The 22,323-nt window shown below is 54.2% G+C and carries 15 protein-coding genes and 6 pseudogenes; 15 read left to right on the top strand and 6 right to left on the bottom strand.

The window, feature by feature from the left end; all coding sequences use genetic code 11:
• Nucleotides 1-8: 8 nt before the first annotated feature.
• Nucleotides 9-887: a 4-hydroxy-tetrahydrodipicolinate synthase gene (dapA, locus tag ACWWJF_RS06265; protein WP_455868979.1), complete on the bottom strand. Its 879-nt coding sequence runs from the start codon at nucleotides 885-887 to the stop codon at nucleotides 9-11.
• 187 nt (nucleotides 888-1,074) lie between these two features.
• On the opposite strand from dapA, the gene ACWWJF_RS06260 reads away from it, so the two are divergent.
• From ACWWJF_RS06260 to ACWWJF_RS06245, 4 genes and pseudogenes are all read left to right on the top strand, one after another.
• A complete protein-coding gene (locus ACWWJF_RS06260; RefSeq protein ID WP_455868978.1) occupies nucleotides 1,075-1,692 on the top strand; it encodes a glycine cleavage system transcriptional repressor in 618 nt (205 codons plus the stop codon).
• 2 nt (nucleotides 1,693-1,694) lie between these two features.
• Complete coding sequence (gene bcp, locus ACWWJF_RS06255; protein WP_455870958.1) at nucleotides 1,695-2,162, top strand: thioredoxin-dependent thiol peroxidase; 468 nt, start codon at nucleotides 1,695-1,697, stop codon at nucleotides 2,160-2,162.
• 102 nt (nucleotides 2,163-2,264) lie between these two features.
• Nucleotides 2,265-3,433 (top strand): IS3 family transposase gene (locus ACWWJF_RS06250; RefSeq protein WP_455868400.1). Its coding sequence is split into 2 segments (ribosomal slippage): nucleotides 2,265-2,520 and nucleotides 2,520-3,433, totalling 1,170 coding nucleotides; the frame shifts between segments, so codons are not numbered across the junction.
• Between the two features lie 8 nt (nucleotides 3,434-3,441).
• Nucleotides 3,442-4,068 (top strand): annotated as a pseudogene (locus tag ACWWJF_RS06245) (IS3 family transposase); the annotation flags it as partial.
• Nucleotides 4,069-4,106: 38 nt separating this feature from the next.
• Here ACWWJF_RS06245 and dinB read toward each other — a convergent pair.
• Nucleotides 4,107-4,658 (bottom strand): annotated as a pseudogene (gene dinB / locus ACWWJF_RS06240) (DNA polymerase IV); the annotation flags it as partial.
• A 93-nt stretch (nucleotides 4,659-4,751) separates the two neighbouring features.
• Between dinB and ACWWJF_RS06235 the strand changes: the two are divergent.
• The 5 genes and pseudogenes from ACWWJF_RS06235 (at nucleotide 4,752) to rluA (ending at nucleotide 12,289) form a co-directional block, all read left to right on the top strand.
• Nucleotides 4,752-5,868 (top strand): annotated as a pseudogene (locus tag ACWWJF_RS06235) (ISL3 family transposase).
• 75 nt (nucleotides 5,869-5,943) lie between these two features.
• Nucleotides 5,944-8,330 (top strand): annotated as a pseudogene (locus ACWWJF_RS06230) (DNA polymerase II).
• A gap of 171 nt (nucleotides 8,331-8,501) precedes the next feature.
• Nucleotides 8,502-10,355 (top strand): annotated as a pseudogene (gene rapA, locus ACWWJF_RS06225) (RNA polymerase-associated protein RapA); the annotation flags it as partial.
• A 180-nt stretch (nucleotides 10,356-10,535) separates the two neighbouring features.
• Nucleotides 10,536-11,585 (top strand): annotated as a pseudogene (locus tag ACWWJF_RS06220) (RNA polymerase-associated protein RapA); the annotation flags it as partial.
• A 50-nt stretch (nucleotides 11,586-11,635) separates the two neighbouring features.
• Nucleotides 11,636-12,289, top strand: coding sequence for a bifunctional tRNA pseudouridine(32) synthase/23S rRNA pseudouridine(746) synthase RluA (gene rluA / locus ACWWJF_RS06215; protein ID WP_455868977.1), 654 nt, complete (start codon nucleotides 11,636-11,638; stop codon nucleotides 12,287-12,289).
• Nucleotides 12,290-12,335: 46 nt separating this feature from the next.
• On the opposite strand, the gene djlA is transcribed toward rluA, so the two are convergent.
• Complete coding sequence (djlA, locus tag ACWWJF_RS06210) at nucleotides 12,336-13,241, bottom strand: co-chaperone DjlA (RefSeq protein ID WP_455868976.1); 906 nt, start codon at nucleotides 13,239-13,241, stop codon at nucleotides 12,336-12,338.
• Nucleotides 13,242-13,426: 185 nt separating this feature from the next.
• On the opposite strand from djlA, the gene lptD reads away from it, so the two are divergent.
• The 6 genes from lptD to apaH all read left to right on the top strand — a co-directional run bounded on the left by lptD (nucleotide 13,427) and on the right by apaH (nucleotide 20,246).
• Nucleotides 13,427-15,793 carry an LPS assembly protein LptD gene (gene lptD, locus ACWWJF_RS06205; RefSeq protein ID WP_455868975.1) on the top strand — a complete coding sequence of 789 codons (2,367 nt, stop codon included), beginning with the start codon at nucleotides 13,427-13,429 and terminating at the stop codon, nucleotides 15,791-15,793.
• Between the two features lie 77 nt (nucleotides 15,794-15,870).
• Entirely contained in the window at nucleotides 15,871-17,178 is a 1,308-nt protein-coding gene (surA, locus tag ACWWJF_RS06200) for a peptidylprolyl isomerase SurA (RefSeq protein ID WP_455868974.1), read from the top strand.
• Nucleotides 17,175-18,176: a 4-hydroxythreonine-4-phosphate dehydrogenase PdxA gene (pdxA, locus tag ACWWJF_RS06195; RefSeq protein WP_455868973.1), complete on the top strand. Its 1,002-nt coding sequence runs from the start codon at nucleotides 17,175-17,177 to the stop codon at nucleotides 18,174-18,176. Before surA ends, pdxA begins: the two co-directional genes overlap by 4 nt.
• Nucleotides 18,176-18,994, top strand: coding sequence for a 16S rRNA (adenine(1518)-N(6)/adenine(1519)-N(6))-dimethyltransferase RsmA (gene rsmA, locus ACWWJF_RS06190; protein WP_455868972.1), 819 nt, complete (start codon nucleotides 18,176-18,178; stop codon nucleotides 18,992-18,994). The genes pdxA and rsmA overlap by 1 nt, the downstream gene beginning before the upstream one ends.
• A 14-nt stretch (nucleotides 18,995-19,008) precedes the next feature.
• A complete protein-coding gene (gene apaG / locus ACWWJF_RS06185) occupies nucleotides 19,009-19,386 on the top strand; it encodes a Co2+/Mg2+ efflux protein ApaG (RefSeq protein WP_455868971.1) in 378 nt (125 codons plus the stop codon).
• Between the two features lie 2 nt (nucleotides 19,387-19,388).
• Entirely contained in the window at nucleotides 19,389-20,246 is an 858-nt protein-coding gene (gene apaH / locus ACWWJF_RS06180) for a bis(5'-nucleosyl)-tetraphosphatase (symmetrical) ApaH (protein WP_455868970.1), read from the top strand.
• A gap of 45 nt (nucleotides 20,247-20,291) precedes the next feature.
• On the opposite strand, the gene folA is transcribed toward apaH, so the two are convergent.
• The 3 genes from folA to ACWWJF_RS06165 form a co-directional block, all read right to left on the bottom strand.
• Nucleotides 20,292-20,774, bottom strand: a complete 483-nt coding sequence (gene folA, locus ACWWJF_RS06175) for a type 3 dihydrofolate reductase (protein ID WP_455868969.1) — start codon at nucleotides 20,772-20,774, stop codon at nucleotides 20,292-20,294.
• A gap of 105 nt (nucleotides 20,775-20,879) precedes the next feature.
• The gene (locus tag ACWWJF_RS06170; RefSeq protein ID WP_455868968.1) at nucleotides 20,880-21,350 is read right to left on the bottom strand and encodes a threonine/serine exporter; all 471 of its coding nucleotides are present in this window, start codon (nucleotides 21,348-21,350) and stop codon (nucleotides 20,880-20,882) included.
• Nucleotides 21,341-22,117 (bottom strand): threonine/serine exporter family protein, encoded by a 777-nt coding sequence (locus ACWWJF_RS06165; protein WP_455868967.1) that lies wholly within the window; start codon nucleotides 22,115-22,117, stop codon nucleotides 21,341-21,343. Before ACWWJF_RS06165 ends, ACWWJF_RS06170 begins: the two co-directional genes overlap by 10 nt.
• Nucleotides 22,118-22,323 lie beyond the last annotated feature (206 nt).

The raw sequence follows: 22,323 nt of genomic DNA, 5'->3' as shown, positions 1-22,323 counted from the left end.
CCTAAGGGTTACTGCAAACCAGCTTGCTTCAATGCGCGCTCCATCACTGCACGACCGGCGTCAGTCAGTGGCGTCATCGGCAAGCGAAGCGTATCAGTCGCCATCAATCCTAATGCCTTGCATGCCCATTTCACCGGGATCGGATTAGGTTCAACAAATAATTTCTGATGCAGTGGCATCAGGCGTTGATTTAAACGGCGCGCCGCAGCGAAATCACCTTGTGCCGCCAGTGCGCACAGCTGTGCCATTTCCCGCGCTGCAATGTTCGCCGTCACGGAAATCACGCCTCGACCACCGAGTTGCATAAAATCCAGGCTGCTGGCGTCATCACCGCTCAGCAGAATGAATTTATCATCAACCAACTCTTGGATCTGACTCACACGGCTTAAGTTCCCGGTAGCTTCTTTAACCGCAACAATATTTTTTACTTCGGAAAGACGGGCGATGGTTTCCGGTAGGATGTCACAACCGGTACGCGACGGTACGTTATACAAAATCTGCGGTAAATCGGTGTGCTCGGCAATCGCTTTAAAATGCTGGAACAACCCTTCCTGCGTCGGGCGGTTGTAGTAAGGGGTTACCGTCAGGCAGCCCAACACGCCGGTACCGTGAAAACGCTTGGTGAGAGAGATGGCTTCCGACGTCGCATTGGCACCCGTTCCGGCTATCACCGGGATACGTCCGTCTGCCAGTTCCAGCGTCATCACCACCACATCGCCATGTTCATCATGGCTCAAGGTGGCGGACTCTCCGGTGGTTCCGACAGACACTATCGCCGCGGTTCCGCTAGCAACATGATAATCAACAAGTTTTTTCAAGCTTGCACGATCGACGGCTCCGTTGTCGTCCATCGGCGTAACCAGTGCAACAATACTTCCCGTAAACATTCGCCATCCCCTCCAAAAACAAGTTCTTCATGGTACTTTTGACTTCACTGCAAAAGCAAGCGCGCAACCGCGTTGTCGGCGTCTGACATGCGGTTTTTTTCTTTCTACATGCCGCGACTGACGGCGGCGCGGGAAAACGCACGCAGAACAAACTCAAAATTGCCCCAGACAATTTTTTGTGTTTACCATGTTACTCTCAACCCGATGCAGAGGAAGCAAGATTTTGCCGAGCCAACAAGAACATTTTCTGGTTATCACCGCCCTCGGCGTCGATCGTCCCGGGATTGTGAACGCCATCACACGTCACGTCAGTAGCTGTGGCTGTAATTGTGGCTGTAATATTGAAGATAGTCGTCTTGCGATGCTGGGCAAAGAGTTCACGTTCATCATGCTGCTGTCGGGAAGTTGGAATGCCATCACGCTTATCGAATCCACGCTGCCGCTCAAAGGGGCGGAAATGGAATTGTTGATCGTGATGAAGCGCACAGAGTCTCAGGCTCGCCCGCCGATGCCCTCGACGGTATGGGTCAAGGTTGAACTGGCTGATTCACCGCATATCATTGAACGCTTTACCGCCCTGTTTGACGCCCATCACATGAACATTGCGGGGCTGGTTTCAAAAACGCAGTCCGCCACCAGCGGACATCCGTCAACGTTATATATTCAAATCACCGCACACAGCCCTGAAACGCTTAATGGCGCAATTATTGAGCCAGCCTTTCATCAGCTATGTACAGAACTGCACGCACAAGGCAGTATTAGCGTCGTGAACTATCCACAGCATGAAGAGAAAGATGGAGAGTAGTGATGAACACACTGAAAGCCGGTGATACCGCACCGAAATTTAGCTTGCCCGACCAGGATGGCGAACAAGTAAATTTAACCGACTTCCAGGGACAAAAAGTGTTGGTCTATTTTTACCCTAAAGCGATGACGCCGGGATGTACCGTGCAAGCCTGCGGTTTGCGCGACAACATGGACGATCTGAAGAAACATGGCGTGGAAGTGCTGGGTATTAGCACCGACAAACCGGAAAAACTGTCTCGTTTTGCGGAAAAAGAGCTGCTGAACTTTACGTTGTTGTCCGACGAAGATCATCAGATCTCACAAGCCTTCGGCGTGTGGGGCGAAAAGACATTTATGGGAAAAACCTACGACGGCATTCACCGTATCAGCTTTTTGATTGATGAAGACGGTAAAGTGGCGCACGTGTTTGATGATTTCAAAACCAGCGATCACCACGATATCGTACTGAACTATCTGAAAAGCGCCTGATAGCGCGTCAGGTATCCACCGGCACTGTTTGTAGTGGCACACTGATACTGGCCACCTGATCGGAGGTGATATGCTCACCTCATCAACACGACAGGTGACCTCATGGGTAAACATTTTACGGCGGAATTTAAGCTCGAAGCCGCAAAGCTGGTTGTCGACCACGGCTACACATACGTTAAGGCCGCAGAGGCGGTTAATGTCAGCCATTCTGCCATTAGTCGCTGGGTCAATAAGCTTCGCCTTGAACGACAGGGAAAAACGCCAACGGGACTTCCTCTTACCCCTGAACAGCTCGAGCTGCGTGAGATGAAGAAAAAAGTCCAATGCCTTGAAATGGAGAACGAAATCCTAAAAAAGGCTACGGCGCTCTTAATGTCGGACTCACTCAACGGTTCACGGTAGTCGACAGGCTGAGGGCGCGATACCCGGTCACGGCGTTGTGCCAAACTTTTGAGGTACATCGCAGCAGCTACAGGCACTGGCAGGCTTCCGCTAATGAACCCGACGGTGAGCGCGTGGTTAAGTGTAGTCGCGTCATGGAAGCCTGGAACGCCAGCGGCGGCTCTGCCGGCGCTCGAAGTATCGCGACCATCGTCACCGGCAGCTCTGGTGTCAAAATGGGGCGCTGGCTGGCTGGCAAGCTGATGAAGGAGCTGGGTATCGCCAGCTGCCAGCGACCGGCTCACAAATACAAACGCGGCGGCAATGAACACGTTGAAATACCGAACTATCTCAACCGCCAGTTCGCGGTTACCGCGCCGGATCAGGTCTGGTGCGGCGATGTGACCTACATCTGGACGGGCAAATGCTGGGCTTACCTTGCGGTGGTGCTAGACCTGTTCGCCCGCAAACCGGTGGGCTGGGCCATGTCGACCTCGCCGGACTCGGCGCTGACAGTTAAAGCGTTGCAGATGGCCTGGGAACTCCGGGGACAACCAACAGGAGTCATGTTCCACAGCGACCAGGGCAGCCACTATACCAGCCGTCAATACCGGCAAGCCCTGTGGCGCTGCCGGATAAAGCAGAGTATGAGTCGGCGGGGTAACTGCTGGGATAATGCGCCAATGGAGCGGTTCTTCCGCAGCCTGAAGACAGAATGGGTGCCGACAAAGGGTTACAACAGCTTCAGCGAAGCCCAGGACGCGATTATCCGCTACATCACGGGGTATTACAGCGCTATCCGGCCTCACTGGTATAACGGCGGCTTAACTCCAAACGAATCTGAGCGACTGTTCTACATACAGTCTAATGCGGTGGCCAATATTAGTTGACCACTACACTTCCACCGGTGAACGCCAAACGGCTTTACAGGATAATGAGCGAGCATAACCTGCTGTTGTTGCATGATAAAACTGAACGTCCGAAGCGGGAGCATAAAGGCAAAATCGCGGTAGCAGAGAGCGATATGCGCTGGTGCTCAGATGGCTTCGAGTTCGGTTGTGACAACGGCGAGAAGCTGCGGGTGACATTCGCACTGGACTGCTGCGACCGGGAGGCCATAGACTGGGCAGCGAGCACCAGGGGTTATGACAGTTCAACCGTGCAGGATGTGATGCTGAGGTCGGTGGAAAAACGCTTCGGTAGCGCGCTGCCGGATAAACCAGTGCAATGGCTGACGGATAATGGTTCAGCGTACACAGCGCATGAAACGCGGAAGTTCGCCAGAGAACGGAATCTGGAGCCCTGCACAACAGCAGTGAGCCGTCCACAGAGTAACGGCATGGCAGAACGGTTCGTGAAGACGATGAAGGAAGATTACATCGCCTTCATGCCAAAACCCGATGTGCGAACAGCGCTGAAGAACCTTGCAGCGGCGTTCAATCATTACAATGAAAACCATCCGCACAGTGCGCTGGGATACAACTCCCCAAGAGAATATCGGCGCCAGCGGGCATCGTCAACTTAAGAGACAAAAGCTGTCCGGAGATGGTGGGTCAAGATCACCACGCCGGGGATTTTTTCCAGCGGCAGCGCTAGCAGAAAGGCGTCCATGTTGTTAGGAGTAATCACAAACTGGCCGTTAGGCTTATTCTGTTCCGATGCTACCTTGGCAAGAAACTTGATGGGAGCCACGCCCGCAGATGCCGTGAGCTGTAATTCATTGGCGATTGTCTGGCGAATATCCTGAGCAATCAGCGTCGCAGAACCGTTACACAACGGGCTGTCTGTCACATCCAGATAGGCTTCATCCAGCGAAAGGGGTTCGATCAGCGTAGTGTAGCGGGAAAAGATATCGCGAATCAGGCGCGAGGTGGCCTTGTACACCTCCATACGACCCGGCAGAAGCTTAAGCTGAGGGCACAAGCGCAACGCGGTCGCCGTCGCCATGGCGCTGTATACGCCATAGCGGCGGGCGGGATAGTTGGCGGTGCTGATCACGCCACGTCGATCTGCACTGCCGCCAATCGCCAGAGGAATATCGCGCAGGCGCGGATTGTCACGCATTTCAATGGCTGCATAGAAGCAATCCATATCGACATGAATAATTTTACGCATACGCCCTCCAATTACTGTACAAAAATGGGTCTTCTCTTGTTGTGGTGGCTGAAGGCATGATAATGGTGCATTTAATCGCCAGAGGTCACCGCCATGGACGAAAAGTCTCTCTACGCTCATATTCTCAACCTGTCCGTTCCGTGGCAGGTAAGGTCCCTTTCTCTCGATGAAAATGCCGGTTCTGTTACTGTCACTGTGGGAATCGCTGAAAACACCCGGTTAGCCTGTCCGACCTGCGGTAAATCCTGTTCTGTTCACGATCACCGTCATCGTAAATGGCGGCACCTCGATACCTGCCAGTTCACCACGCTGGTTGAAGCAGATGTTCCTCGCATTATGTGTCCGGAGCATGGCTGCCAAACGTTGCCTGTTCCGTGGGCAGGGCCTGGCAGCCGGTATACGCTGCTGTTCGAATCGTTCGTGCTCTCATGGCTGAAAATCAGCACCGTTGATGCTGTCAGGAAACAACTTAAGCTCAGCTGGAATGCGGTTGACGGCATTATGATCCGGGCCGTTAAGCGAGGTCTTGCCCGGATAAAAAAGCCATTATCCTCCCGTCATATGAATGTGGATGAGGTCGCCTTTAAAAAAGGCATCGTTACATAACGGTGATCTCCGATCGCGATGGACGGGCGCTGGCCTTAACGGATGATCGCGGCACAGAGAGTCTCGCCGGCTATCTTCGCACGCTCACTGACGGGCAGTTGCTGGCTATCAAAACGCTCTCAATGGACATGAATGCAGGATATATAAGAGCAGCACGTATCCACTTACCCAGTGCGGTTGAGAAAATCGCCTTCGACCGCTTCCATGTAGCAAAGCAACTGGGCGAAGTGGTGGATAAAACCCGCCAGAATGAACATCCGCACCTTCCTGTTGAAAGCCGGCGTCACAGTGCTGGGCGCTGAAAGAGCTGGCAAAGGATATCTGGAACAGGCCATGGAGCGAGGAAAGACGGAATGACAGGCAGAGATGGCTGGCGCTGGCGGCCAACAGTGACGTTCCCATGATGAAAAACGCGGCGAAAACGATAGGAAAAAGGCTGTACGGGATCCTGAATGCCATGCGACACAGAGTCTCAAACGGAAATGCGGAGGCACTGAACAGCAAGATCAGGCTGCTGAGGATAAAAGCCAGGGGATACCGAAACCGGGAGCGCTTTAAGCTGGGAGTGATGTTCCACTACGGGAAGCTGGATATGGCGTTCTGAGCCTTCCCACCATGATCGGGGAAGACCCATATATAACCATACTTAATACTTCTCTTTTGGCTGAGGTATTCACGCGTGGTGCAGGCGTCTCAGGGGTTTATTCTTACCCGCCACTGGCATGACACCCCCGCTGGCCTTCAGATTGATCTCTGGCTCGCCACCGACGGTGGTCCGGTGCTGGTTTCATTACCACCTCAACAGGCGGTGGCCTTCATTCCCGCGCAGCAGCAGGCGCGCACTGAAGTGCTGCTGAATACCGATACCTCAGTGACCCGTAAGCAGCGTCCCCCTCGTTGCGCCCTTTGATGTTACAAGATTTCCACCACCAGCCGCTGCTGGGCCTCTATTGTTCTCATTACCGCCAACTGCTGGCACTGGAAAAGCGATTACAGGAAGCGGGCATTACCGTTTATGAAGCGGACATCCGCCCCCCCGATCGTTATCTGATGGAACGCTTTATCACCGCGCCGGTGTGGTTCAGCGGTCAGCCTGCCGGGCCGAATGCGGTGGTTCACGCTCAGATGAAGCCCAGCCCTGACTATCGTCCCAGATTAAAGCTGGTGTCGCTGGATATTGAAACCAGCCGGCACGGTGAGCTTTACTGCATCGGGCTGGAAGGGGGTGGGCAGCGTCAGGTGTATATGCTGGGCCCTGAGCCCGATGATGTGCCGTCTGCCCCTGAATTTGCGCTGGAATATGTCAACAGTCGCCCACAATTGTTGGAGAAACTCAACGCCTGGTTTGCAGAGCACGATCCCGATGTCATTATCGGTTGGAATCTGGTGCAGTTTGACCTGCGCGTACTGCAAAAACATGCCGAGCGTTATCGAATCCCGCTGCGCTTGGGCCGGGGTAATCAGGAACTGGAGTGGCGCGAGCACGGTTTCAAACAGGGGCATTTCTTCTACAGTACGCCAGGGCGGCTGATTGTAGACGGCATTGAAGCCTTGAAATCCGCTACCTGGAATTTTCCCTCTTTTAGTCTGGAATACGTGTCCCAGACGCTGCTGGGGGAAGGCAAACTGTCGGATAATCCCTACCAGCGCATGGATGAAATCGAGCAGCGCTTTGCACACGATAAACCCGCCCTCGCCCGCTATAACCTTCAGGACTGTGAGCTGGTCACGCGAATTTTTGAAAAAACCGAGCTGATGCCATTCCTGCTGGAACGCGCCACCGTCACCGGATTGGCGGCGGATCGCAGCGGCTGGTCGGTCGCCGCATTCAGCCACCTGTATCTGCCGAGCATGCATCGTCTTGGCTACGTAGCTCCTAATCTGGGCGAAGTTGCCGTGGAGACTAGCCCCGGCGGCTTTGTCATGGATTCATCTCCTGGGCTGTACGATTCGGTGTTGGTGCTCGATTATAAAAGCCTGTACCCCTCGATCATCCGTACCTTTCTTATCGACCCGGTGGGGTTGATTTGCGGCATGCAACAGCCGGATGACGACGCGTCAGTGCCCGGCTTTCGTGGTGCCCGCTTCTCGCGCCAGCAGCATTGCCTGCGCGCCATTGTCGAGCAGATTTGGCAGGGACGCGATGCCGCCAAGCGCGCCGGGAATAAATCGCTGTCGCAGGCGCTGAAAATCATCATGAACGCTTTCTATGGCGAGTTGGGTGCCAGCGGCTGCCATTTCTTCGATCCGCGGCTGGCCTCCTCAATCACCCTACGCGGTCACGAGATTATGCAGCAAACCCGCGCCTTGATTGAGTCGCAGGGCTATCAGGTGATCTACGGTGATACCGACTCCACCTTCGTCTGGCTGAAACGCGCGCATGATAATGATGAAGCCATCGAGATAGGCCGTAATCGGGCCCAGTTGGTCAATCACTGGTGGCAAAACCACCTGCAACAAACGTTAGGGCTCACCAGCGCGCTCGAATTGCAATTTGAAACCCACTACTGCCGCTTTTTGATGCCCACCATTCGCGGTGCGGAACAGGGCAGCAAGAAGCGCTATGCGGGAATGGCGCAGACGCCTGACGGGGAAAAAATCGTTTACAAAGGGCTGGAAACGGTACGCACCGATTGGACGCCGCTGGCGCAGCAGTTTCAACAGCAGCTTTATGCGCGTATCTTCCGCCAGCAGCCGTATCAAGCCTGGCTGCGAGAATATGTCGAAAAAACCCTGAACGGCGAGTTTGACGATCTGCTTGTCTACCGTAAACGGCTGCGTCGTCCCCTGAGTGATTACCAGAAAAACGTACCACCGCACGTGCGTGCCGCCCGACTTGCTGACGACTACAACCGCCAGATAGGTCGCCCGCTTCAATACCAGAATAGCGGTTGGATCAGCTATGTGATTACGCTCAACGGCCCAGAGCCTTTGGAAACCCGGCATTCTACGCTGGACTATACTCACTACGTCGAGCGCCAACTGCAACCGGTGGCTGATGCTATTCTGCCGTTTTTACAGGATGATTTTTCCAGCCTGATTACCGGCCAGATGGGATTATGTTAAGCGTTGAATGGATGACGAATGCCGCGCCTTCCATTACCATACCCCTCTTTTAATGCCTGACTGAAAACGGGTATGCATTACCACCACTAATCATTCATCTCCAAAGGGATTAACGACAGGCTTTACTCTGTCCGACATGCCCGACAATGACAAATATCGAGCTACGAATTTATGCTTTTTACACTTGGTCAACGCTGGATCAGCGATACGGAAAGCGAGCTGGGACTGGGCACGGTTGTTGCTCTGGATGTACGCATGGTCACACTGCTTTTTCCCGCAAGCGGAGAAAATCGCCTCTATTCGAGAAGCGATGCTCCGATCACCCGTGTCATGTTTAATTCTGGCGATACCGTCACTAGCCACGAAGGCTGGCAGCTCAGCGTCACTGAAAACCGCGACGAAAACGGGCTGATCGTTTATATCGGTGAACGCCTTGATGACGGTACACCGGCAGAGCTGCGCGAAGTGATGCTGGACAGCAAGTTGACCTTTAATAAGCCGCAAGACCGCCTGTTTGCCGGACAGATCGATCGTATGGATCGCTTTGCTCTGCGCTATCGCACGCGTTTGCACCAACAGGCTCAAGCATTGCAGCCCTGGGGTGGCCTGCGCGGCATGCGCGCCAGCCTGATCCCCCACCAGTTGCACATTGCGCGCGAAGTGGGTCAACGCCACCCGCCGCGCGTACTGCTGGCCGATGAAGTGGGTCTGGGCAAGACCATTGAAGCCGGGATGTTTATCCACCAGCAACTACTGGCCGGGCGCGCTGAACGCGTGCTGATTGTGGTGCCGGAAACCCTGCAACATCAGTGGCTGGTGGAGATGCTGCGCCGCTTTAACCTGCTGTTCTCCCTGTTTGATGATGATCGCTATGCCGAGGCCCGACTCGACAGCAGTAACCCGTTTGAGACCGAGCAGTTAATCATCTGCTCCCTGGGTTTTGTTCAGAAAAATGCGGCGCGCTTTGAACAACTGCTCGCGGCCCACTGGGATTTACTGGTGGTCGATGAAGCACACCATCTCGCCTGGAGCGAAGCCGCCCCTAGCCCTGAATATCAGGCGATTGAGCAGTTGGCGCAACGCATTCCTGCCGTGCTGCTGCTGACTGCAACCCCTGAGCAACTCGGCCAGGAGAGCCACTTTGCTCGCTTGCGACTGTTAGATCCAAATCGTTTCCACGACTACCGTGAATTCGTTAAAGAACAGCAGCAGTATCGTCCGGTGGCGGATGCCGTTGCGCTCCTGCTTGCCGATGAAAACCTCAGCAAAGATGAGATGAACCTGCTCACCGAATTGCTGAGCGAGCAAGACTGCGAACCGCTACTCAAGGCTGTCAATAGCGACACCGCCGATCGCCAAACCGCACGGCAGGAACTGATTGCCATGCTCATGGACAGACACGGCACCAGCCGCGTGCTGTTCCGCAATACGCGCCAAGGTGTCAAAGGCTTCCCTCAGCGTGTGCTACACCAGATCAAGTTACCGCTGCCCGCGCAATACCAGACGGCAATTAAAGTCTCCGGCATCATGAGCGGCAGTAAAACGCCGGAAGCACGCGCGCGCGACATGCTGTACCCGGAGCAGATTTACCAAATGCTGGAAGAGGACGATGCTACCTGGTGGAACTTTGATCCGCGCGTTGAGTGGCTGCTCGGTTACCTGACCGCCAATCGCGACAAAAAGATATTGGTGATTTGCGCCAAAGCCGCTACTGCTTTGCAGCTTGAGCAGGTATTACGCACGCGTGAAGCAATTCGCGCTGCCGTATTCCATGAAGGGTTGTCTATCCTTGAGCGCGATCGCGCGGCAGCCTATTTTGCTTCGGAAGAAGATGGTGCGCAGGTACTGATCTGCTCGGAGATCGGTTCCGAAGGGCGTAACTTCCAATTCGCCAGCCACCTGATCATGTTCGATCTGCCGTTTAATCCGGATCTGCTGGAGCAGCGTATCGGACGTCTGGATCGCATCGGCCAAACGCAAGAAATTCAGGTGCTGGTGCCCTACATGGAAAACACCGCACAGGCGCTTCTGGTCATATCGTTATACACATCTTTTGGCCATTTTTTGAACAGGATGCTCAGAACCCCGTGAATTAAGGCATTCAAGCCATCCCATTGGCTTTTTGAGGTTCAAAATGCCACTCTGAGATAAACCCGTAACTCATTGATTAAACAGTGCGTTAGAAAGATGTGTATAACGATATGGCTTCTGGTACGGTGGTATCACGAAGGGCTCGATGCCTTCGAACATACCTGCCCAACGGGCCGTACCATTTATGATGCCCATTACAGCACGCTGATTGAGCGCCTGAGCGTTCCAACAGAGAGTGACGGGCTGGATGAATTTATTCGTACCTGCCGTCAACAGCACGATGCACTGAAAGCGCAGCTCGAACTCGGCCGCGATCGCCTGCTGGAAATGCACTCCAACGGCGGTGAAGCCGCGCAGATGCTAGCTCAATCCATCGAAGAACAGGACAACGACGTCAACTTGGTCACTTTCGCTCTGAATCTGTTCGATATTGTCGGCGTGAATCAGGAAGATCGCAGCGATAATCTGATTATTCTCACGCCTTCCGATCATATGCTGGTGCCGGATTTTCCCGGCTTGCCGCAGGATGGCTGCACCATCACCTTCGAACGTGAGCAGGCGCTGTCGCGGGAAGATGCACAGTTTGTCAGTTGGGAACATCCGCTGATCCGCAACGGCATGGATCTGATTTTGTCCGGAGATACCGGTAGCTGTGCCGTGTCACTGCTGAAAAACAAAGCGCTGCCTGTGGGGACGCTACTGGCTGAGTTGGTCTACGTGGTGGAAGCACAGGCACCTAAGCAGTTGCAGTTGACCCGCTTCCTGCCGCCGACACCGTTACGTTTACTGATGGATCGCACCGGTAAAAATCTGGCTCCGCAGGTAGAGTTTGAAAGCTTTAACCGCCAGCTCAACGCGGTAAACCGCCATACCTCCAGCAAATTAGTGAATGCGGTACAAGCCGACGTTCACAGTATGTTGCAGCAGGCCGAACCCTTGGTGGCTGCTCAGGCGCAGCAGTTGATTATCTATGCGCAACAGCAGGCCGATCTGCAACTGCGCCGCGAACGGGAACGGTTGGAAGCCCTGAAGGCGGTTAACCCGAACATCTGTGACGATGAACTGCTGGCGCTGGAAACACAGCGGGAACAGGTGCTGCTCAATCTGCATCAGGCTAACTGGCGGCTGGATGCCATTCGTTTGGTGGTGGTCTCTCACCAGTAGTCAATAATGCCGGCGGCAACGGCCTCTCCGTTGCCGCCGCAGGAGCCATCATGGAACCCTATAACCCGCCCATAGATCCCTGGCTGCAAGTGTTGTACCAGGATCAACATATTATTGTGGTCAACAAGCCCAGCGGCTTACTCTCCGTTCCCGGCAGAGCACCTGAGCATCATGACAGCACGATGAGCCGCATTCAGCGGGATTTCCCTCACGCAGAATCCGTACATCGCCTCGATATGGCCACCAGCGGTGTGATTGCCGTCGCGTTGACCAAAGCGGCCGAGAGAGAATTGAAACGCCAATTTCGCGAACGAGAGCCCAAAAAATCCTATATCGCACGGGTATGGGGGTGGTTGGAGCACGATGAAGGATTGATCGATCTGCCACTGATTTGCGACTGGCCTAATCGCCCAAAACAGAAGGTCTGTTTTGAACAGGGAAAACCGGCGCAAACCCAGTATCAGGTACTGACGCGCGAGACCGATGGCACCACACGCGTGAAGCTGATGCCAATTACCGGGCGCTCACACCAATTGCGCGTACACCTGCTCGCACTCGGGCATCCGATTCTCGGTGATGGTTTTTACGCCCACCCTGAAGCCAAAGCCTTGGCACCGCGTCTGCTGCTGCACGCACAGGAACTGGCTATCACGCACCCCGCGTTTGGTACGCCGATGCACTTTCGTTGTGAGCCTGATTTCTGATTGTTAAGGTCATCGTCAAGAAAAACGCGGGAAAACTGGAGAGGGGTTACTTGGCGGCGTGACTGCTTTTCAAAAACTCATAGGCGGCCTGAATGTCTTGCGCCTTGCGTTTTGCCATGTCCATCATGCGCGGAGAGAGCCCCTTACCCGCCAGTTTATCAGGATGGTGCTCGTTCATGAGTTTACGATAAGCGCGTTTTACCGTCGTCGCATCATCGCTGGTGCGCACGCCCAGCGTGCGGCAGGCACTCTCAAGCGTTGGCCCCCGCGTATAAGGCGGCTGCTGACGCTGCCCGCCCTGCGATTGGCCGCCATACGACTGCCCACCATAAGATTGATTGCGACGCTGGTATGATTTGCCATTCTGCCTTGATTGGTGTTGCTTCGATTGACCCTGTTGCTGAGACTGGCGCTGCTGCCCTTCCATATTGCGCATGAAAAATTCGAACTGTTCACGCGTCACGCCCAACTCATCCGCAAACACGTACAATAACCGCCGTTCGTTCGGATGCAGCGCGCCGTCGTTAAACGCGACCTGAAGCTGGATATCGAGAAACATTCTGATCATATCGAAGCGGCCTAGGCAGGCATCGCGCAGCTTACGCAATTTGGTGCGTACCGGGAACGCATTTGATTTCCCTTCACGAAAGGCCTGCTGCGCTGCCAGACGCGCCTCACCGAACAGCTCCAGCCGGTCCATCATCAAGGTGGCAGCCTGAATATCCGCTTCAGTGACGCGCCCTTTGGATTTGGTCAGGTGCCCCATGGCCTGAAACGTGGTGAGAAAAAATAGCGACTGTCGGGTAGACTGTGCGGAAAAATAATCACGGCGACGCGCAGCCCTGGCTCTATCAACCATATGGCCCATCAGCACGCCCGTAATCACACCCCACACGCCGCCGCCGGACATAATACCCAGTATCAAGCCCAGCAACTTGCCCCAATAGCGCATATACTTCCTCAAATCCTCATGCCGTCGGCCAAAAATTGCTTTATCATACCCGTTATTTAGCGTTGCACCTAACGGCAGAGCAGAGAAACAGTGGGGAATTTACACTGGCGCAACGTAAGCCTGTGATATAGTCTCTGACCGTTTGCCGGCATGATGCCCTTGATGACGGAACACTGATACCGCGTATGAAAAAATGTTTTCCAACTCTGCTGGCCACCTTGATTGGGTCAGCGCTCTACAGCCAACACGCGTTGGCCGATCTTGCCGCTCAGTGCCGGCTTGGCGTTCCTACGTTTACACGGCCGCTGGTCACTGGCGAGACCAATACGCTCCCGGTACATATTCAGGCGGACAAAAGTGAAGCCAACTATCCGGATAACGCCCGTTTCCTGGGTAACGTCAACGTTGAGCAAGGCAACAGTCGCTTGCAGGCCGATCAGGTGGAACTGCGCCAGAGCGGTACTGACGCCGCTGGCGCCCCGGTGCGCACCATCACCGCCACTGGCAATGTCAATTATGATGACAACCTGGTCATCCTGAAAGGCCCCAAAGCCTGGTCTAACCTGAATACGCGAGATACCGACGTGTTTCAGGGCGATTACCAAATGGTTGACCGTCAGGGCCGTGGCGATGCCGATAAAATGCAAATGCGCGGTGACAATCGCTACACCATTCTGGAAAACGGTTCCTTCACTACTTGCCTGCCGGGAGATGATAGCTGGAGTGTCGTCGGTTCGGAAGTGATCCATGACAGGGATGAGCAAGTTGCTGAAATTTGGAATGCGCGCGTCAAAATTGGCGACGTCCCGGTCTTCTATAGCCCTTACCTGCAACTGCCCGTGGGTGACAAACGTCGCTCCGGCTTTTTGATTCCCAACGCCCGCTACAGCGGCAGCGGCGGCTTTGAACTGATCACGCCCTACTACTGGAATATCGCACCCAACATGGATGCAACCATTACGCCGCACGTCCTGACCAAGCGCGGCGTACAGTTGCAAAACGAATTCCGTTATCTTGCCGCGCCAGGCACCGGTACGGTGCAGTTGGACTGGCTGCCGAATGACAGAGCCTATCGTCGTGACAATGAAGACGACAAAGATACGCGCTGGCTTCTTCACTGGCAGCACGACGGTATCATGGATCAGGTGTGGCGCTTTAACAGCGATTACACCAAGGTCAGCGATATCAGCTATTTCAAAGACTTCGATTCTTCTTACGGCTCCACGACCAGCGGCTACGTGAACCAAAAATTCAGCGTCGGCTATGCTAACCAGGATTGGGACGCTACGTTATCCAATAAACAGTTCCAATTGCTGGCGGCTAACACCAATAATGATGTTTACCACGCCGAGCCCCAACTCGACCTCAACTACTACCGAGACGATATCGGCCCGTTCGATATGCATCTTTATGGGCAGGCGGTAAAATTTACCAACATGAACAACAACCGCCCCGAAGCAACGCGTTTTCATGCTGAACCAACGGTCAGTCTGCCATTGACCAACCGGTGGGGTAGCCTGAACACCGAAGCGAAGCTGATGGCAACCCATTATCAACAAACCAATCTGGAACGCTTCCTTGCCGATCCCAATGCGCAAATCAGCAACATCAAGCGCGATGTGCTGAAGGATTCGGTCAATCGCGTTTTGCCGCAGTACAAAGTTGACGGCAAAGTGGTGTTTGAACGCGAAATGGATTGGTCCAACGCCTTTACCCAAACGCTGGAACCGCGCGCACAGTACCTGTATGTGCCTTACCGCGAGCAAAGCAGCATTTACACCTATGACTCTACGCTGCTGCAAAACAACTACACCGGCCTGTTTCGCGACCGCAGTTACAGCGGGCTGGATCGCATCGCGTCGGCCAATCAGGTTGCAACCGGTTTGACTACCCGCGTTTATGATCAAAATCTGGTGGAAAGTTTTAATGCTTCCGTCGGTCAAATCTATTACTTCGATCGCCCCAGAACCGGGGATAGCACCACGGTAATGGATAAAAACGACGATAACGGCAGTCTGGTATGGGCCGGCGACAGCTATTGGAAGATTAACGATCTGTGGGGCATGCGCGGCGGTTTGCAATATGATACGCGCCTTGAGAGCATTTCGCAGGGCAACGCGGTGCTGGAATATCGCCAGGATAGCGAGAAACTGGTGCAGTTGAACTACCGCTACGCCAGCAGGGAATATATTCAAAACTCCGTACAGAATCTGTTGGCAAGCCGGGCTTATCAGCAGGGTATTTCGCAAGTGGGGCTTACCGCAGCCTGGCCGATTGCCGACCGTTGGTCCGCGGTTGGTGCGTATTACTACGACACCAAAGCGAATCAAACCGCCAACCAGCGTATCGGCTTTCAATACAACACCTGCTGCTGGGCCGTCAATATGGGCTACGAGCGGAAAATTACCGACTGGAATACCAATCGGCAGTCCAGTGAGTATGACAACAAGTTCTCGATCAACATCGAGCTGCGGGGTTTAAGCAGCAATGAAACGCTGGGTGCGCAAAAAATGCTGCGCTCAGGTATTCTGCCTTATCAGCGCGCATTCTGATGCGGTCATGCGCGCGTGGAATGAAGGTAACACATCAACTTTTAATCCGCCTTGCGGGTGAAACTAACGGGAAAGGTATGAAGAACTGGAAAACGCTTATCCTCGGGCTGGCCCTCAGCGCCAATGCAGCTTTTGCTGCGCCACAGGTTGTTGATAAAGTCGCCGCCGTCGTGGACAACAGCGTCGTGCTTGAAAGTGATGTCAGCACGCTTTTACAGTCCGTGAAGATGAATGCGCAGCAAGCGGGACAACAGTTACCGGATGAGAGTACGTTGCGCCACCAGATCCTCGATCGTCTGATTATGGATAACATCATTTTGCAAATGGCAAAAAAAATGAATATCCAAATTAGTGATGCGCAGTTGGATCAGGCCATCAACAACATTGCGGCACAAAACCGCATGACGCTCGACCAGCTAAAAAGTCAGTTGGCTTATGAGAATCTGACCTACAGCGCCTATCGCAACCAGATTCGCAAAGAGATGACCATTGCCGAAGTCCGTAATAACGAAGTGCGTCGCCGCATCACCGTCCTGCCGCAGGAAGTTGACGCGCTGGCGAAACAGATCGCTAACCAGACCGGTGAAGACGCTGAACTGAACCTGAGCCACATTCTGATCCCTCTGGGAGAAAACCCGTCTCAGCAGCAGGTGGAAGATGCAGAAAACCTGGCTAACTCATTGGTAAAACAGCTGAAAGGTGGAGCCGACTTCGCCAAGCTGGCGATCGCACACTCGGCGGATTCACAGGCGCTGAAAGGCGGCGAAATGGGCTGGGGCAAACTTCAGGAGATCCCATCCCTGTTCGCTGAACGCCTGACGCAAGCCCAAAAAGGCCAGGTAGTCGGCCCGATTCGTTCCGGCGTGGGTTTCCATATTTTGCGCGTTAACGATATTCGTGGCGGCGATAAATCCGTTTCCGTTACCGAAGTGCATGCACGCCACATCCTGTTGAAACCGTCTGTAGTGATGAACGACAGTCAGGCACAGGCAAAACTGGAGGAAGTAGCGCAGCAGATCAAACAGGGAACGACTGATTTTGCGGCTCAGGCAAAACAGCTTTCGCAAGATCCCGGCTCAGCCAATCAGGGCGGCGATCTGGGATGGGCTGCGCCGGATATGTACGATCCGTCATTCCGCGATGCGCTGATGAAACTGCGCAAAGGGGAAATCAGCGCCCCAGTCCACTCCTCCTTCGGCTGGCACTTGATTCAACTGTTAGACACGCGTCAGGTCGACAAAACCGACGCAGCGCAGAAAGATCGTGCTTACCGCATGCTGTTTAACCGTAAATTCTCTGAAGAGGCGCAAACCTGGATGCAGGAACAACGTGCAGCCGCTTATGTGAAGATCGTCAACGGCAGCGACAGCAGCTCAGCACAATGACCATAACTACGTCTCGTATCGTCATCACTCCCGGCGAACCCGCCGGGATTGGTCCCGACCTCATCATTCAACTGGCCCAGCGTGACTGGCCGGTAGAAATGGTGGTGTGTGCCGACCCGGCGTTGCTTCGCAGCCGAGCAACGCTGCTGGGTCTGCCGCTAACGCTGCGAGACTACCAACCCGGTGCTCCTGCAAGCGCGCAACGTGCAGATTCGCTGACGATATTACCGGTTGCATTATCCGCAGAGGTTTCCCCCGGCGAACTTAACGTCGATAACGGCCTGTACGTAGTCAACACACTGGCGCGCGCCTGTGATGGTTGCCTGAGTGGAGAATTTGCCGCGCTCGTGACCGGCCCCGTGCATAAAGGCATCATCAACGATGCCGGCGTGCCTTTTAGCGGACACTCCGAGTTTTTCGCCGATCGCAGCTGCTGCGAAAAAGTGGCCATGATGCTGGCGACCGAGGAACTGCGCGTCGCGCTGGCAACCACGCACCTGCCGCTGGCCGACGTTTCTCGTGCCATTACCCGCGACTGTCTGCATGAGGTGATTGCGATTTTGCAGCGCGATCTCCAGCAGAAGTTTGGGCTGGCCCGGCCGTGCATTTACGTGTGTGGACTGAATCCCCATGCGGGCGAAGGCGGCCATATGGGGCGTGAGGAGTTGGATATCATCATTCCTGCGCTGGATGAACTGCGCGCGCAGGGGATAAATCTGGTGGGCCCGTTGCCCGCAGATACGTTATTCCAACCCAAATACCTCAAAGAAGCAGACGCCGTACTGGCGATGTATCACGATCAAGGGCTGCCGGTATTGAAATACCAGGGATTTGGCCGAGCGGTGAACATTACGCTAGGCTTACCCTTTATCCGAACCTCTGTCGATCACGGCACCGCGCTCTCCCTCGCGGGAACGGGTGACGCAGAACCGGGCAGCTTTATAACGGCATTGCAGCTTGCCATCAACATGACTCAACACCATAACGAAACACCGTAATGAATAATCGCGTCCATCAAGGCCACTTTGCCCGTAAGCGTTTCGGGCAGAATTTTTTAAACGATCAGTTCGTGATCGAGAGTATTGTCTCCGCCATTCATCCCCAGGCCGATCACGCTATGGTGGAGATTGGTCCCGGCCTCGGCGCATTAACGCTGCCCGTTGCCGAGCACCTTACCCGGTTTACGGTTGTCGAACTGGACCGCGATCTCGCGGCTCGATTAACGGTACATCCGCAACTCAAAGATAAGCTTACCGTTATTCAGCAAGATGCCATGACGGTGAATTTCTCCGAGCTGTCGCAACAGATTGGCCAGCCCTTACGCGTTTTTGGCAACTTACCCTACAACATATCAACGCCGTTGATGTTCCATCTGTTTAGCTATACTCACGCTATTCGCGATATGCACTTTATGTTGCAAAAAGAAGTGGTGAACCGCCTTGTTGCTGGCCCGAACAGCAAAGCCTATGGCCGGTTAAGCGTGATGGCACAATACTACTGCCAGGTGATCCCGGTGCTTGAAGTGCCACCTACCGCTTTTACGCCACCACCCAAAGTGGATTCTGCTGTCGTACGTCTTGTTCCTCATGCCGTACAGCCTTATCCTGTTGCTGATGTCCGCGTGCTGAGCCATATCACTACAGCCGCATTTAACCAGCGCCGCAAAACATTGCGCAACAGCCTGGGTAATGTGTTCAGCGTCGAGCAGCTTATCGCGTTAGAGATTGATCCCGCTGCCCGTGCGGAAAATGTCTCTGTAGAGCAATACTCCCGGCTGGCCAACTGGCTGTCTGAGCATCCGCCAACGCAGGAATAACTGGAAGTGTCGCGATGATTAATACGCCCCGTGTTTGTGTTCAGGTTCAGAGTTTTTATGTTGAAGCGCAGTCCGAGCCCGATGAGAGCCGCTTTGTCTTTGCTTACACCATCACAATCCGCAATCTTGGGCGTAATCCTGTCCAACTTATTGGGCGCTACTGGATGATCACCAACGCCAACGGGCGTCAAACGGAAGTTCAGGGCGAAGGCGTGATCGGGGAACAACCGGTGATCGAACCTGGCAGTGAATTTCAGTACACCAGCGGTACGGTACTGGAAACGCCGCTGGGCACGATGGAAGGCCATTACCACATGCTCGATCATCAGGGAGATGCCTTTCAGGTTCCTATTTCTGTTTTTCGTTTAGCGATCCCTTCACTGATACATTGATGATGTCTACCTACTTAATTGGCGATGTGCACGGCTGCTTTGACGAGTTAATGGCGCTGTTGGCGCAGGTTTCTTTCAATCCGGCGCACGACAGGCTGTGGTTTACCGGCGATTTGGTGGCACGCGGCCCGGCCTCATTGGAGGTGTTGCGGTATGTGCGTTCGTTAGGCCCTGCCGCACAGATGGTGCTGGGCAACCACGATCTGCATTTGTTGGCGGTTTATGCGGGTATCAGCAGAAACAAGCCGAAAGATCGTCTCAACGATCTGCTGAACGCACGGGATGTCGATACCCTGATCAACTGGCTGCGCCGCCAACCGGTGATGCTGGTCGACAACGACCTTAAACTGGTGATGGCCCATGCCGGTGTAACGCCGCAGTGGGATCTGGAGACCGCGCAACTGTGCGCTCGTGAAGTGGAAGCCATACTCAGCAGTGACAGCTATCCGCTGTTTTTGGACGCGATGTACGGTGATATGCCCAATCACTGGAGCCCTGAGCTGAGTGGTTTACCGCGTCTGCGCTTTAGCACCAACGTATTTACCCGCATGCGTTACTGCTTCTCCGGCGGACAGCTAGACATGATATGCAAAGAGGCTCCTTCACAGGCGCCTTCGCTGCTCAAGCCGTGGTTTTACTTGCCCAGTCCTGTCGTAGAAGGGAATGCAGAAACGCCAGGCTATGCCATCGCATTCGGCCACTGGGCCTCTCTTGAAGGAAAAGGGACGCCAGATAACATTTATGCGTTGGATACGGGGTGCTGCTGGGGAGGCGAACTGACGATGTTACGCTGGGAGGATAAGCGGGTCTTTACTCAGCCATCATTGGCACAAGGCATGGCAGCTGTCGGCGCAGAATAAGTAAAACACGCGCGGCCTGATCGCGCCGCGCGTACGTCTATCCTGTTAACGCCGTTCGAGAATCTCAAAGCAATAGCTGTGCGAATTCTTTTCATCCGCATCATGAAACTCGCTGAACACCGATGACCACGCATCCGGTTCGTACTCTGGGAAATGGGTATCCCCCTCCACTTCGGCGTCAATGTGCGTCAGATAAAGACGTGAAGCCTGGGGCAGCATCTGCTGATAAATACTGCCGCCACCGATGACCATCACCTCTTCAGCCCCTGAAGCGGCCTCCAGCGCCGCCTCTAAGGTCGACACCCAGGTCACACGCTCATCGTCACCAGCGCGACTGCTGACAACAATATTTGTTCTCCCCGGCAATGGCTGGCAGATAGAGCGAAACGTGTTACGCCCCATAATAATGGGCTTATTTAACGTCTGGCGCTTAAACCACGCCAGATCTGCCGGCAAATGCCACGGCATGGCGTTTTCCATGCCGATAACACGATCCACCGCCAGTGCTGCAATCAAACTAATCACCATGGTAAAGCCCTATAGCTCAAAAATTGCAGACACTATACGGAAAGGTGATGGGTACGTCGATACGGCGATTTTCTGATGGGCAAAATAAGCAAAATCTTAATGCCGCTACACGCCGGGACGTTTGCGATACAACCAAATCCCCGGCAGAGACAACCCTATCGATAGCGCACCGACAATAAAAGAGGCCTTGAGGAAATGCGTGGTCAGCACGCGCATCAACGCTTCGCTGTATCCCTGATGGGAAAGCTCCACCAGCGAGATCATCGCCGTATACGCTGAAATACCCGGGAACATCGGAATCACCGCCGCAACGGTAAACACTTTAGGGTGCGCCAACAGCCAGCGCGACCAGCGAATGCCGATCACACCGATCAATATAGCCGCTAAAAACGATCCCCATTCGATGGGCATGCCCATCTGTACGCACAGAAAACGCACGCCGTGCCCCGCGCCCCCCAACAGTGCACAATAAGGCAACGCCTTGACCGGTACATTGAACACCATAGCAAAGCCAAGCGCAGGCACTGCCGCCAGCAAGATATCCTGCAAGAGCCCCCACAGCAGCGTTAAGCCCATGTGCGTAACCCCCATATAGCCATTGCAGCTACGACGCCAATACAGGTTGCCAGCGTCAGCAGGCTGGCAACCGCCCAACGCGCCAGCCCGGTATTCACATGCCCTTTAAACATATCCGCTACCGCGTTAATCAACGGAAAACCAGGCACCAGCAGCAGCACGCTGGCCGCCATTGCTACCGTCGAGGTTTGATGAAATGTAGGAACGCGCAGCAACAGCCCGGATACCGACGTGGCGACAAAGGCGGTAATACAGAAGTTGATCAGGGGATTGAGATGACGCGAGGTCAATACCTGACGCACATACATTGCTACACCGCTGGCAAGCATGGTGACCACAAAGGCATCCCAACCGCCGCCATTGAGCTTACTGAAGCAGCCGCACGAAAGCGCTACAATGGTCACCACCAGCCAGCGCGGATAGCGCAGCGGCTTGATGCCCGTCAGGCGCTTTTCAACGCCAGCCACATCCAGCAGTTTGTGCTCGGCCATGATCACGACATGCTGCACTTCGGTCACCACATGCATATTGATGCAGCGATCGACATTCTTGCCCGTCGAGGCCAGGCAGTGTCCATTCATGATGGTGGTAAGGACGATGGCGTTGGCAGAAATGGAGCTTTCTACGCTATCCACCCCGAGCGCCAGCCCGAGGCGCGAAGAAAGTTGCTCAACTACCGTGCTCTCCGCACCGTGCTGCAACAGCATCAGTGCGCATTGGATACACAGCCGGGTGATTTCCCGCTGCTGTGGTGTTTCGCTGACCATACGAAGACTCTGACTGATAAAATTAAGACACGCAAATAATTCGAAATAATGACGTATATAACCATAAATAAAGCAAGGAGACTTGTTAACACAACGCGCTCTGATTGCCAATATTGCTGACAAGAATAAAATCTTATGAGTGCATCACACTCGTTACCGCGTTAAGATTGTAGTGGCACACTGATACTGGCCACCTGAGCGGAGGT

This window comes from Symbiopectobacterium sp. Eva_TO (genome assembly GCF_053848865.1).
Note: the sequence above shows the minus strand (reverse complement) of the source record. Positions and strands in the feature narration are given on the sequence as shown.

Excerpts from the sequence above, each read along its gene's own strand:
- dapA (WP_455868979.1), bottom strand. The coding sequence starts at position 887 with ATGTTTACGGGAAGTATTGTTGCACTGGTTACGCCGATGGACGACAAC.
- ACWWJF_RS06260 (WP_455868978.1), top strand. The coding sequence starts at position 1,075 with ATGTTACTCTCAACCCGATGCAGAGGAAGCAAGATTTTGCCGAGCCAA.
- bcp (WP_455870958.1), top strand. The coding sequence starts at position 1,695 with ATGAACACACTGAAAGCCGGTGATACCGCACCGAAATTTAGCTTGCCC.
- rluA (WP_455868977.1), top strand. The coding sequence starts at position 11,636 with ATGGAACCCTATAACCCGCCCATAGATCCCTGGCTGCAAGTGTTGTAC.
- djlA (WP_455868976.1), bottom strand. The coding sequence starts at position 13,241 with ATGCGCTATTGGGGCAAGTTGCTGGGCTTGATACTGGGTATTATGTCC.
- lptD (WP_455868975.1), top strand. The coding sequence starts at position 13,427 with ATGAAAAAATGTTTTCCAACTCTGCTGGCCACCTTGATTGGGTCAGCG.
- surA (WP_455868974.1), top strand. The coding sequence starts at position 15,871 with ATGAAGAACTGGAAAACGCTTATCCTCGGGCTGGCCCTCAGCGCCAAT.
- pdxA (WP_455868973.1), top strand. The coding sequence starts at position 17,175 with ATGACCATAACTACGTCTCGTATCGTCATCACTCCCGGCGAACCCGCC.
- rsmA (WP_455868972.1), top strand. The coding sequence starts at position 18,176 with ATGAATAATCGCGTCCATCAAGGCCACTTTGCCCGTAAGCGTTTCGGG.
- apaG (WP_455868971.1), top strand. The coding sequence starts at position 19,009 with ATGATTAATACGCCCCGTGTTTGTGTTCAGGTTCAGAGTTTTTATGTT.
- apaH (WP_455868970.1), top strand. The coding sequence starts at position 19,389 with ATGTCTACCTACTTAATTGGCGATGTGCACGGCTGCTTTGACGAGTTA.
- folA (WP_455868969.1), bottom strand. The coding sequence starts at position 20,774 with ATGGTGATTAGTTTGATTGCAGCACTGGCGGTGGATCGTGTTATCGGC.
- ACWWJF_RS06170 (WP_455868968.1), bottom strand. The coding sequence starts at position 21,350 with ATGGGCTTAACGCTGCTGTGGGGGCTCTTGCAGGATATCTTGCTGGCG.
- ACWWJF_RS06165 (WP_455868967.1), bottom strand. The coding sequence starts at position 22,117 with ATGGTCAGCGAAACACCACAGCAGCGGGAAATCACCCGGCTGTGTATC.